General features: G+C 73.6%; 10 protein-coding genes. 8 read left to right on the top strand and 2 right to left on the bottom strand.

Translation table 11 applies throughout. The annotated features are described in order from the left end of the window. The first annotated feature begins 79 nt into the window (after window positions 1-79). The 4 genes from dxs to ACZ7MY_RS13950 all read left to right on the top strand — a co-directional run bounded on the left by dxs (window position 80) and on the right by ACZ7MY_RS13950 (window position 5,886). Window positions 80-2,005, top strand: coding sequence for a 1-deoxy-D-xylulose-5-phosphate synthase (dxs, locus tag ACZ7MY_RS13965; RefSeq protein ID WP_499601737.1), 1,926 nt, complete (start codon window positions 80-82; stop codon window positions 2,003-2,005). Window positions 2,006-2,152: 147 nt separating this feature from the next. Next, window positions 2,153-3,664: an amino acid permease gene (locus tag ACZ7MY_RS13960; protein ID WP_499601735.1), complete on the top strand. Its 1,512-nt coding sequence runs from the start codon at window positions 2,153-2,155 to the stop codon at window positions 3,662-3,664. A 37-nt stretch (window positions 3,665-3,701) separates the two neighbouring features. Continuing rightward, window positions 3,702-5,228, top strand: a complete 1,527-nt coding sequence (locus tag ACZ7MY_RS13955) for a glycosyltransferase family 39 protein (protein WP_499601734.1) — start codon at window positions 3,702-3,704, stop codon at window positions 5,226-5,228. Window positions 5,229-5,646: 418 nt separating this feature from the next. Continuing rightward, complete coding sequence (locus ACZ7MY_RS13950; protein WP_499601732.1) at window positions 5,647-5,886, top strand: hypothetical protein; 240 nt, start codon at window positions 5,647-5,649, stop codon at window positions 5,884-5,886. Between the two features lie 70 nt (window positions 5,887-5,956). Here ACZ7MY_RS13950 and ACZ7MY_RS13945 read toward each other — a convergent pair whose 3' ends face one another. Continuing rightward, window positions 5,957-6,364 (bottom strand): NTP pyrophosphohydrolase, encoded by a 408-nt coding sequence (locus ACZ7MY_RS13945; protein ID WP_499601731.1) that lies wholly within the window; start codon window positions 6,362-6,364, stop codon window positions 5,957-5,959. Window positions 6,365-6,493: 129 nt separating this feature from the next. Between ACZ7MY_RS13945 and ACZ7MY_RS13940 the strand changes: the two genes are divergently transcribed. From ACZ7MY_RS13940 to ACZ7MY_RS13930, 3 genes are all read left to right on the top strand, one after another. After that, window positions 6,494-7,231 (top strand): DsbA family protein, encoded by a 738-nt coding sequence (locus ACZ7MY_RS13940; RefSeq protein ID WP_499601730.1) that lies wholly within the window; start codon window positions 6,494-6,496, stop codon window positions 7,229-7,231. Between the two features lie 89 nt (window positions 7,232-7,320). Next, window positions 7,321-8,592, top strand: a complete 1,272-nt coding sequence (locus tag ACZ7MY_RS13935; RefSeq protein ID WP_499601729.1) for a peptidoglycan-binding protein — start codon at window positions 7,321-7,323, stop codon at window positions 8,590-8,592. Continuing rightward, on the top strand, window positions 8,589-9,545 hold the full coding sequence (locus tag ACZ7MY_RS13930; protein ID WP_499601727.1) for an SPFH domain-containing protein: 957 nt from the start codon (window positions 8,589-8,591) through the stop codon (window positions 9,543-9,545). Before ACZ7MY_RS13935 ends, ACZ7MY_RS13930 begins: the two co-directional genes overlap by 4 nt. Before the next feature lie 3 nt (window positions 9,546-9,548). On the opposite strand, the gene ACZ7MY_RS13925 is transcribed toward ACZ7MY_RS13930, so the two are convergent. After that, window positions 9,549-10,637, bottom strand: coding sequence for an LCP family protein (locus ACZ7MY_RS13925; protein ID WP_499601726.1), 1,089 nt, complete (start codon window positions 10,635-10,637; stop codon window positions 9,549-9,551). A 175-nt stretch (window positions 10,638-10,812) separates the two neighbouring features. Between ACZ7MY_RS13925 and ACZ7MY_RS13920 the strand changes: the two genes are divergently transcribed. Continuing rightward, window positions 10,813-11,952, top strand: a complete 1,140-nt coding sequence (locus ACZ7MY_RS13920) for a PLL family lectin (RefSeq protein ID WP_499601725.1) — start codon at window positions 10,813-10,815, stop codon at window positions 11,950-11,952. Window positions 11,953-11,988 lie beyond the last annotated feature (36 nt).

The raw sequence follows: 11,988 nt of genomic DNA, 5'->3' as shown, positions 1-11,988 counted from the left end.
CCGGGCACAGGTGTGTGCGGAGCTGGAAACGCGAACACATACACTCGGGTAACCGGCAAGCGACAACAAGGAGGCACGGGTGGCGCTGCTGACCCGTATCAAGGGACCGCGCGACCTCGACCGGCTCAGCCCGGAGCAGCTGGTCGAGCTGGCAGGCGAGATCCGTACCTTCCTGGTCGACGAGGTCTCCAAGACGGGCGGGCACCTGGGGCCGAACCTCGGTGTCGTCGAACTCACCGTCGCCCTCCACCGCGTCTTCGACTCGCCGAAGGACAAGGTGCTGTGGGACACCGGACACCAGTCCTACGTCCACAAGCTGCTCACCGGCCGTCAGGACTTCTCCAAGCTCAAGGGCAAGGGCGGCCTGTCCGGCTACCCCTCGCGCGCCGAGTCCGAGCACGACGTCATCGAGAACAGCCACGCCTCCACGGTGCTGGGCTGGGCCGACGGCCTGGCCAAGGCCAACGAGCAGCTCGGCAAGCGCGACCACACCGTCGCCGTCATCGGTGACGGTGCCCTGACGGGCGGCATGGCCTGGGAGGCGCTGAACAACATCGCCGCCGCCAAGGACCGCCCGCTGGTCATCGTCGTCAACGACAACGAGCGCTCCTACGCGCCCACCATCGGCGGCCTCGCCAACCACCTCGCCACGCTGCGCACCACCGACGGCTACGAGCGCTTCCTCACCCGCACCAAGGAGCTGCTGGAGCGCACCCCCGTCATCGGCCAGCCGCTGTACGAGACCCTGCACGGCGCCAAGAAGGGCTTCAAGGACTTCATCGCCCCGCAGGGCATGTTCGAGGACCTGGGCCTGAAGTACGTCGGCCCGATCGACGGCCACGACATCGGCGCCCTGGAGTCCGCGCTGCAGCGCGCCAAGCGCTTCGGCGGCCCGGTCATCGTCCACTGCCTGACGGAGAAGGGCCGCGGCTACACCCCCGCCCTGGAGGACGAGGCCGACCGCTTCCACGCCGTCGGCAAGATCCACCCCGACACCGGCCTGCCCATCGCCGCCTCGGGCGCGGACTGGACCTCGGTCTTCGCCGAGGAGATGGTCAAGCTCGGCAAGGAGCGCAAGGACATCGTCGCCATCACGGCCGCGATGCTCCAGCCCGTCGGTCTCGACAAGTTCGCCAAGGCCTTCCCGGACCGCGTCTACGACGTCGGCATCGCCGAGCAGCACGCCGCCGTGTCGGCGGCGGGCCTGGCCACCGGCGGCCTGCACCCGGTGGTCGCCGTCTACGCGACCTTCCTCAACCGGGCCTTCGACCAGGTGCTGATGGACGTCGCGCTCCACAAGTGCGGCGTCACCTTCGTCCTGGACCGCGCCGGCATCACCGGCACCGACGGCGCCTCGCACAACGGCATGTGGGACCTGTCGATCCTCCAGGTCGTCCCCGGCCTGCGGATCGCCGCCCCCCGCGACGCCGACCAGGTGCGCGCCCAGCTGCGCGAGGCCGTGGCCGTCGAGGACGCCCCGACCGTGGTCCGCTACTCCAAGGGCGCGGTCGGCCCGGCGGTCAAGGCCGTCGGCAAGGTCGGCGGGATGGACGTGCTGCGCGCGGCCAAGCCCCAGGGCGAGGACCGGCCGGACGTCCTGCTGGTCTCCGTCGGCGCGCTCGCCCCGATGTGCCTGGAGATCGCCGACCTGCTCGACGCCCAGGGCATCACCACCGCCGTCGTCGACCCCCGCTGGGTCAAGCCCGTCGACGAGGCACTGCCCGGCCTCGCGGCCGGCCACCGGGTCGTCGTCACGGTCGAGGACAACGGACGGGTGGGAGGTGTCGGCTCCGCCGTCGCCCAGGCCCTGCGCGACGCGAACGTGGACGTGCCGCTGCGCGACTTCGGCATCCCGCAGGAGTTCCTCGACCACGCCGGCCGCAAGGAGGTCATGGCCGAGATCGGCCTGACCGCCCCGGACATCGCGCGTCAGGTGACGGGCCTCGTCAGCCGGCTCGAGGGCCGCTACGCGGACGAGCCGGCGCCGCAGGTCGCGAGCGACTGACGCCCGCCTCCCCGCCTCGGCACCACCGGGCCGGGCGACACCCTTACGGGTGATCGCCCGGCCCTTCTGCTGATGTGTAGGCGCGCCAGATCCGGTCACAAGCATCAGCGGATGCTGTGATGCAGGGACAACTGTGGAGGTGCGCCGGTGGACGTGGGCGGTAACGCTACGAAGGGACGGATCGGCTTCTTCCGTACCAAATCGGTCGAGGATTCCCTGAGGGACACGCAGGAGCCGGAGCACGCGCTCAAGAAGTCGCTGTCCGCCCTCGACCTCACGGTCTTCGGCGTCGGCGTCATCATCGGCACCGGCATCTTCGTCCTCACGGGCAAGGTGGCGAAGGAGAACGCGGGCCCGGCGGTCGCCCTGTCCTTCGTCGCCGCCGGCGTCGTCTGCGCGCTCGCCGCCCTGTGCTACGCCGAGTTCGCCTCCACCGTGCCGGTGGCCGGGTCCGCGTACACCTTCTCCTTCGCGACGCTCGGCGAACTGCCCGCCTGGATCATCGGCTGGGACCTGGTGCTGGAACTGGCGCTGGGCTCAGCCGTGGTCGCGGTCGGATGGTCGGGGTACCTGCGCTCGATCATGGACAACTGGGGCTGGCACCTGCCGTCAGTGCTGTCCGGCGGCCAGCAGGACGGCTTCCACTTCGACCTGCTGGCCTTCCTGCTGGTGGCCGCGCTGACCGCCATCCTGGTCGCCGGGATGAAGCTCTCGGCCCGGGTGACCTCCGTGGTGGTCGCCATCAAGCTGACCGTGGTGCTCATCGTGATCGTCGTGGGCGCGTTCTTCATCAAGGGCCACAACTACACGCCGTTCGTCCCGCCCGCCGTGCGGTCCGAGGGCGCCGAGGCCGGCATCAAGGCCCCGCTCATCCAGCTGATCTCGGGCTTCACGCCGTCCCAGTTCGGCGTCATGGGCATCTTCACCGCCGCGGCCGTGGTCTTCTTCGCCTACATCGGCTTCGACATCGTCGCCACCGCCGCGGAGGAGACCAAGAACCCGCAGCGGGACGTGCCGCGCGGCATCCTCGGCTCGCTGCTGATCTGCACCGTGCTGTACGTCGCCGTCTCCATCGTCGTCACCGGCATGCAGCACTACTCCCAACTCACCGTGGACGCCCCGCTGGCCGACGCGTTCAAGGCCGTGGGCCACCCCTTCTGGGCCGGGCTGATCGCCTTCGGCGCCGTGGTGGGCCTGACGACGGTCTGCATGATCCTGCTGCTGGGGCAGAGCCGGGTCTTCTTCGCGATGAGCCGCGACGGGCTGCTGCCGCGCTTCTTCTCCCAGGTGCACCCCACGCGGGGCACGCCGTACCGCTCGACGATCCTGCTCGGCGGCATCGTCGCGATCGTCGCGGGCTTCACCACCATCGAGGAACTGGCCGAGCTGGTGAACATCGGCACCCTGTTCGCCTTCGTCGTCGTCGCCATCGGCGTCGTCGTGCTCCGCCGCACCCGTCCCGACCTGCCGCGTTCCTTCCGCACCCCCTTCGTGCCGTGGCTGCCCGCGGTGTCGGTGCTCGCAACGCTGTGGCTGATGCTCAACCTGCCGGCCGAGACCTGGCTGCGGTTCGCCGTCTGGATGGCCATCGGCTTCCTCGTCTACTTCCTGTACGGCTACCGGCACAGCCGGGTGCGCGGGCCGGCCCGGCAGGGCTGAGCTGACGCGGCCGGAGGGCGCCCGGTACGTTGGGCGCGTGCCGACCCGCCCCGAGACCGCCCGCGCCGACGCGCCCGCGCTCCCGGAAGAGCGGTCGGGCGCGTCGGCGAACCGGGCGCCCTCGGCCTTCCCCCGGTTCTCCTGGCCCGTGCTGCTCCCGCTGCTGACGCTTCTCGCGGCCCTGGTCCACCTGCCCTCCTTCGTGCGCCCGGTCTGGAACCCCGACGAGGGGTTCCTGGCGACCCAGGCGCGGGTGCTCGCCTCCGGCGGTGTGCTCTACGACACCGTCGTGGACCGCAAGCCGCCCTTCCTGCCCTGGCTGTACCAGGGCGCGTTCGCCCTCTTCGGCGACGGCTCGCTGTGGCCCCTGCGGGTGGCCGCGGTCGCCGCGCACGTCGTGACCGCGGCGCTGCTGGTCTCCCTCGCCCGGCGCCGCTGGGGCGACCGGTGGGGCGCGGCCGCCGGGTTCTGCTACCTGCTGCTGTCCGTCGGGCTGGCGCCCGAGGACACCCAGGCGGCCACCTTCGAGGTCTTCACCCTGCCGTGGACGGCCGCCGCCGTGCTGTGCGCCGACCGCGGCCGCTGGGGCGCGGCCGGGGTGGCGGTGGCCGGGGCGGCGCTGACCAAGCAGACCGGCGCAGTGGTGCTCCTCCCGGTGGCCTGGATGCTGTGGCGGGCCCACCGGGGGAGTCCGGCCGCGCCCGCGGGTGCGTGGGGCCGGCTGGCGGCGGGGTGCGCGCTGCCCGTGGCGGCCGTGGCCGCGGCGACCGGCGTGGGGCGCTTCGTCTTCTGGACGGTCACCGGGTCCGGCGCCTACATCTCGCCCGAGGGCGCCTGGCTGCTCGCGGCCGGGCGCGGGCTTGGCAACGCCGCGATCCTCACGGCGGCCGGGGCGGGGCTCGTCCTGCCGGCCCTCTGGATCGCCGCGCGGCGGCGGGCCGGTGCCGGGGCCGAGCTGTGGGTCTGGTTCGGCGCGTCGGCCGTCGCCGTCGTGGCGGGCTTCCAGTTCTACGGCCACTACTACCTGCAACTGCTGCCCCCGCTCACGCTCGTCGGGATCGCCGCGCTGCGCCGGCTGCCGGCGCGCGGGCCCGCCAGGAAGGCCGCCACCGTCTGGACGGTGCTGGCGGCGGCCGCCTTCACCGGTTGGGGCTTCACGGCCCCGCGCGCCGAACTCGACCACGCCCGGGCCGTCGCCGCCGCGATCCGCGCCCACACCGACGCGGACGGGACCGTCCTGGTCTGGGGCATGCACCCGGAGCACTACTGGCTCTCCGGACGCGCACCGGCCGGCCGCTTCCTCACCGCGGGATTCCTCACCAACTTCAGCGGCGGCCGCGGCGGGGCCCGGGTCGGCGAGGAGTACGCCGTGCCGGGCGCCTGGGCGGACTTCCGCCGGGAGTTCGCCGCCGCGCCCCCGGCCGTCGTCGTCGACGACTCCCGGGGCGCGCCCTACGGCGCGGCGCACGTCCCCGGCCTGCGCGCTCTCCTCGACGGCGGCGGCTACGAGCGCGTCGCCACCGCGGACGGCGCGGTGCTCTACGCCCGGCCCGGGCGCGGCTAGGGGCTGTCCGATGAGTCGTGTGAGCTGATCTGGGCCGTGGCGTACGGGAGCTCGTCACCAATCCGCCAACCGCCCCTTGCGTCGGCCGGTTGAGGAAATTGGTCGCGGTGGATCAGGCGGATGCGGTGACACTCCGGCATGAGTAGAGATGCCGAGGTCATCGTGCTCGCCCGTTGGTCGGGCGAGGTCATGGAACCGCTGACCCGGGACGATCCATAACGCACGTGGCATGGCTGCTTCGTCCCGATAGCGGGGCAGTGGGGCTACGAGTTCGGATGGGCCCTGGAGTTCGAGCGCCCCGGGCTTGCTGCTGCGCACCGACCAAGACACGGCCCTGCCCGAGCAGACCCCGGAGGCACGCCGCGACACCCGCCCACCCTGGTAGAAGTGTTCACCGGGTCTGAGGGAGTGGAACACGGTGTTCGTCGAGATCGTCCTTGCGGGGCTGCCCATCGACCGGGACGAGGTCGAGGAGGCGTTGGAGGCAGAGTTCGGCTCGGACGGGGAGATCACGGGTGCGGGCAGCGGGGAGGGGCGTTGTCATCTCGACCTCGAGATCGAGGGGCACCTCGATCGCGGTGCGGCACTGGAACGGGTTCGTTCCGTGCTGATCGGGCTCGACGTGCTGCAGTACGCGACGTTGAACGTCGGCGACTGATCACGCGGCGAGCGGTCGCCCCCGACGGGGCGGGCCGGACCACGGCGGCCCTGTGCGGTCGGAGCACCGCTCAGGGGCGCACCGACCGGGGCCCGGCGACGGCCGCGCCGTGGGCGGTCACCCTGCGGCGCAGTTCGCGGTCGGCCGTCACGACCAGGCACGGCCGTTCCGGGGCCCGGGCGGCGACGAGTTCGGCGACGAGGTCGTCACCGCTGCCGCGGGCCGCCTCGACCCGTACCCCCGGCACGGGCGCCACGTCCCGGGCCGCGCCCTCGACGACGAGCACGATGTCGAGCGGCGCCCGCCGGGCCCACTCCGGTACGTCCGCGCGTTCGGGCAGCCCGGTCCGGGCCAGGGCGGCCAGGGCGTCCCGTACGCGTTCCGTCGCCCCGTGCCGGTCCCGCCACCACCCGTCGGGCACGGACCCCACGGTGTTGGCGGCGTCGACCACGACCAGGGGCGCTGTCCCACCGTTCACCGGCCCACCCTCCCACAACGGGCCCGGGGCGGGTCGGGCGCCGTCGCGAGGACACCGCCCCGGCGGTGCCCGTCGCCCGAGGCCGTACCCCCCACGGGGCGCGGTCGTACGCGGTGGTAGAAAGTCCCGGTGAAGCAGACGAAGTCCAAGCGCTGGCGGTCCTATGTCGGGACGGTGATCGTCCTGGGTGTGGTGTTCGGGGGCTCCGCCGTCCTCGGGGCGCATGTGCGCAGTGAGAAGCAGCACGAGGTCAAGGCGCCGACCGGCGCCGCGGGCGACGAGCGGCTGGCGGTGCCGGTGCGGCCGTCCGAGCTGCCGGTGACGCTGACCGTGTACGAGGACCTGCGCAGCCCGGAGTCGAAGGCCTTCGCCTCCGAGTACGCGGACACCCTGGCCAAGCTGGTGGCCACGGGCCAGGTCGGCATCGACTACCGCCTGGTGACGCCGACCGACGTCGTGGACGGCGGCACCGGCTCCCTGGCCGCGGCGAACGCGGCCGCGTGCGCGCAGGACGTCGGCCGGTTCCAGGAGTTCGTGGCGCAGGTGTGGGACGCCCAGCCCGTCGACGCCCAGGACGACCCGTTCACCAGCGACACGTTCCTGAAGGGCCTGGCGAAGAAGGCCGGCGGCGTCGACGAGACGCACTTCGTCCCGTGCGTGCAGGGCGGGGACCACGACGGGTGGGTGCGACGCTCGCAGGAGGAGTTCGCCGCGGCCGGATTCACCTCCACGCCCGTCGTGCAGGTGAACGGCGAGACCGTCACCGACGCCGCGGGCGGCGCGTCCGGGCTCACCCCCGAGCGGCTGACGCAGCTGGTCGACAAGGCCGTCGCCGAGGTCGTGGACAGCACCACCGCGAACGGCTGACCACACCGCCCGCTGTCATTCCATCAGATTTACGTGGAAATCGGGTAATAAGGGCATGTGGCACTCGATCGCGAGGAGTGGTGGTGCACATGTCCACACCGGTGTTCGACGAGGTCGGGCCGCAGCCGGGCTGCGTCTGTGAGGACTGCGCCCGGCGGCGGCTGATCCGGTCGGCGATCCGCGGCACGCCCCCGTGCGTGCCACCGGCCGCCGCCCCCGCCGCGCTGGTCGTGCTGGCCACCGCCGGCGCGGCCGTGATGGCGCCCGCCGCCGTGGCCGCCCCCGCGGAGGACGCGGGCCAGGCCGCGTCCGCCGGGCGGACCGAGCAGGCGCAGCCCGACCTGGCCGGCGCCGCGGCACCGCTCCGGCTGACCCGCGATCAGATCCTGGAGCGGGCCCGGGACTGGATCGACGCCGGCGTCCCCTACGACATGCGCCGCCGCTGGCGGGACGGCTACCGGCAGGACTGCTCCGGCTTCGTCTCCATGGCCTGGGGCCTGGGCACCAGCCAGTGGACCGGCACGCTGCCCCGCTACGCCGAACGGATCGGCCGCGACGAGCTCGAACCCGGCGACATCCTGCTCTTCCACAACCCCCGCGACCCCGTCGACGGCTCCCACGTCACGATCTTCGGGGGCTGGGCGAACGCCGCGCACAGCCGCTACGTCGCCTACGAGGAGACCCGGCCGCGCGCCCGCGTGCGCACCACGCCGTACGCCTACTGGGACCACTCCAAGCGCTACGTCCCCTACCGCTACAAGTACCTGCGCGGCGAGGGCCTCGACGACTTGTACGACGACCTCTACGAGGACCTGGACGGCGACCTCGACCTCGGCGACCTGGCCGCCATGGCCTACCCGGGGAGCCGGACCTTCGGTCCCGGCGCCACCAACGGCTACGTCACCCGGCTCGGCAGGATGCTGCGGCAGCGCGGGGCGGGCGGGTACTACCACGACGGGCCGGGTCCCCACTGGAGCGACGCCGACCGCCTCGCCACCCGCGCCTTCCAGCGCGCCCAGGGCTGGAAGGGCGACCAGGCCGACGGCTTCCCCGGCCCCCTGACGTGGCGTTACCTCACCCAGGGCGCGGGATCCGACATCGACGGCGGCCGCCCCGAGGCACCCCCGGCCTACCCCGGACTCGGCGGCTTCCGGCCCGGCCAGTCCGGGCCGCACGTGCTCGCGCTGGGCCGCCGCCTGGTCGCCAAGGGCTTCGGCCGGTTCTACGCCAAGGGGCCCGGCCCCCGCTGGGGCGAGGCCGACCGGCGCGCGGTGGAGGCCTTCCAGCGCGCCCAGGGCTGGTCGGGCAGCCGGGCGGACGGCTACCCCGGACCCGAGACCTGGAGGCGGCTCTTCTCATGACGATCACCGCGCAAGGCGGCCCGGCCGAACTCCCCGTCCCCGCCCGGCCCCCCACCGCCCCCGCCGCCCGCGGTCCGGCCGCCGCGGCACCACTGCCCGAGATCGCCGAGCGTCCGGGGCGCTGTCTGCCCGGCGGCGTCGCCGTGTGCACGGCCCTGGCGGCCGCCGGCGGCACGGCCGCGCTCCTGCTGGGCCCCGCCGGGTCCTCGCCCGCCGTCCGCGGCAGCGCGGTGGCCGTCCTCGCGGCGTTCGTGGCGCTGGCCGCGCTCGGCCTGGCGCGGGGCCGCCCCGGCTCGGTCTGGATGCTGTCCCGGCACGGCGCCTACCGTGGCACCGTCCGCCGTACCGGCCTGCTGTGGTTCAGCCCGCTGCTCGTCCGCCGCCGCGTCGACACCAGCCTGCGCCACTGGCGCAGCAGCCCCATCGAGGTCACCGACGCCAACGGCACCCCGCTGCTCGCCACGGTCCTGGTGGTGTGGCGGGTGCGGGACACCGCCCGGGCCGCCTTCACCGTGCACGACCACGTCCGCTACCTGCGCGAGCAGGTCGAGGCCGCGGTCGCGCGCTGTGCGTCCCGGCTGCCCGCCGACGACTTCCGCGGCCCCGGTCCCACGCTGCGCGACACCGACCGCCTCGCGGACGACCTCACCAGGATCCTCGTCGAGGACCTGCGGCCGGTGGGCGTCGAGGTGTTCTCCGCCCAGCCCGTCCACGTCGACTACGCCCCCTCCGTGGCCGCCGCCATGCGCCGCGCGCACGTCGCGGCACTCGACGCCCGCCACCGCCGGGCCGCCCTGGACGACGCCCTCAACGCCGTGGGCGAGACCGTGCGCGGTCTCCTCGACCGCGGCCTGGTCGACCTCGACGACTACGAACGCAAGGCGCTGGTGCGGGACCTGACGGTCGCCTACTGCGCCGCCCGACCCCAGGAGGGCCCGACACCCGGCGCGTGAGCCTCAGTTGGTGGTCGTGGACTCCAGCACCGACCGCGGGACCGGGGTGTCCTCCCGGATCGCCTTCCACAGGAGGGACGCCTGCGGTTCGGCGGCCACCACGCGGTTGGGGTCGACCTTGTCGTAGGCCACCGGCAGCATGATCGTGCGCAGGTTGCCCGGGTCGAGTCCCTTCAGGCTGCGGCCGAAGTCGGCCAGCTTCACCAGGGAGCCGAGCCCGGAGTCGGTCGTCAGGGACCGGGTGGCCGAGTCCGCGATCCGGTAGGCCTTGGCGGGGCTCCCGAGCAGGTCCTGCTGCTTGATCTCGTCGAGGGTCGCCAGCAGGAACTGCTGCTGCAGCCCGATGCGGCCGAGGTCGCTGCCGTCGCCGATGCCGTGCCGGGTGCGGACGAAGGCGAGGGACTCGGTGCCGTCGAGGCGGTGCGAGCCGGCCGCGAGGTCCAGGCCGCTGGAGGTGTCGTGGATGGTCTTGTCGACGGTGACCGTGACCCCGCCGAGCGAGTCCACCAGGTCCTTGAAACCGGCGAAGTCGACCTCGACGTAGTGGTCGATCCGCACGTCCGAGATCCGCTCGACGGTCTTCACCACGCAGGCCGGACCCGCCGTGGTGTAGACGGAGTTGAACATCACGCGCTTCGCGGACGGCAGCGTGCTCCCGTCGCGGGCGGTGCACTCGGGGCGGGTGACGAGGGTGTCCCGCGGGATGCTGACCGCGACCGCGCTCCTGCGGCCCTCGGGGATGTGGATGACCATGGCGGTGTCCGAGCGCGCGGTGCCCCCGGTGTTTCCGCCCGCCAGGCCCTTGTTGGCGCCGGAGCGGGAGTCGGAGCCGAGCACCAGGATGTCCTTGGCGCCGGTGGCGAGCTTCTCGGGCCTGTCGGGGCCGAGTTCCCGGTCCAGGTCGAGGCTGGTCAGGTTGGAGTTGAGGTGCGCGTAGGCCCACCATGCGCCGCCACCGGCGAGCAGGACGAGGGCGAGGAGCGTCCAGACGACGATCCTGCGGATCCGCTGCCCGCGGGTGCGGGGTCCGCGCGCCTTCGGCGATGCGGTGACCGTGGCGGCCTCGTGGTCGGTGTCGACGGCGTGCGGCATCGCGTGCGTTGTCCTTCGTGGTGCGCGGTCCGGGAACCGGTCGCGACGCACCGCGTCGCAGCCCTTCCCCCTCGTGATCGAGATCCGCGGAAGTGTAGCCTGCATGGATATCATGTGAACAACTGGGGGTTCCGATCCGTGCGGACCCATGGGTCCGGAGGGGTGACCGCACGTCATGAGGGGTGCAGCGGCGCGCGCCGCGCGTGGACGGCGGGCCTCCGGGGGGTCGGACCGGCGCCCGGAAGTCCCGGACGTCCCGGTCGCCGGAGAGGCCGCGACGGGTACGGCCGCCGGCACCTGGCTGGTGCGCGGCACCGATGGAAGGCTCACCGTCTACGCCCCCTGCCGGGACGGACTGCTCCGGTGGACGCAGACCACGGCGGGCGGCGACGGGTGGACGGGCCCGGACGTCATCGCCGCGACCGGCCTCACGCACCTGTCGGTGGCCCAGGGCGGGGACGCCTTCGTGCACTTCGTGGGCCGCCGCGAACGGCCGGGCGGTGACGGCCGCGTGGCGGTGGACGTGGTGTACGCCCTGCAGTACCAGACCGGACGTCCCACGACCGAGTGGGTGTCGGCGGGCAACCCGCACAAGGAGCCCGGGCGGGCCGCGCGGCTGGGCGTCCCGGCGGCCGCCGTCGACGCCTCGGGCACCGTCCACCTCTTCGTGCGCAACGCCGGCGGCGGCGTCATGCTGCGACGCGAGGGCAAGGGCGGTGCGTGGGAGCCCTGGCGTGATCTACGGGGCACCGAGGTCGCGGAGGGGCTCGCGCCGGCGGCCACCGCGTCGGGCCGCGTCGAACTGGTGGCACCGGCCGCGGGTTCGGCCCTGCGCTGGGCCGGACAGGAGCCCGGCGGCGCGATGGAGCGGGCGTCGGACATCCGGCCCGCGCCGGTGCCCGGGTCCGTCGCGGCCCTCGGGACCGCTCCGGACCGGATCACCTGGTTCTGGACCGACGCGGACGGCTCCGGGGTCGTGGCGCACCGGCCGGGCGGTTGGGTCTACCCGCTGGGCGGGGCCCCTGGGGACGGCGCGCACGCGGCGCTGCGCAGCACGCTCGACGGCTACGACTGCACGGTGCTGGCCCACCGGGGGTGGAACGGCAACGCGGTGATCGGCGCGTACGTGACCGAGTCGGAGGGCGACGGGGTGGCGTGGACGGACACCGGTGTCCCGTGCCTGGGCGGACCGGCGCTCGCGCACGACGCGTACGGACGTGTGGTACTCGCCGTGATCGGCACCGACGGCCGGCCGCGCCTCGCCCGGCAGCAGGGGGACGGCGGGCTGACGCTCTCGGAGTGGATCCGGATATGAGTGGTTTTGCGTAGTGGGTTTCGATTACGTGACAGA

The organism is Streptomyces sp. NPDC111520 (assembly GCF_055635295.1).
Note: the sequence above shows the minus strand (reverse complement) of the source record. Positions and strands in the feature narration are given on the sequence as shown.

What these genes read in the sequence shown, in the direction of transcription:
- ACZ7MY_RS13935 (WP_499601729.1), top strand. Translation starts at nt 7,321, where the DNA reads ATGTCCACACCGGTGTTCGACGAGGTCGGGCCGCAGCCGGGCTGCGTC.
- ACZ7MY_RS13930 (WP_499601727.1), top strand. Translation starts at nt 8,589, where the DNA reads ATGACGATCACCGCGCAAGGCGGCCCGGCCGAACTCCCCGTCCCCGCC.
- ACZ7MY_RS13925 (WP_499601726.1), bottom strand. Translation starts at nt 10,637, where the DNA reads ATGCCGCACGCCGTCGACACCGACCACGAGGCCGCCACGGTCACCGCA.
- ACZ7MY_RS13920 (WP_499601725.1), top strand. Translation starts at nt 10,813, where the DNA reads ATGAGGGGTGCAGCGGCGCGCGCCGCGCGTGGACGGCGGGCCTCCGGG.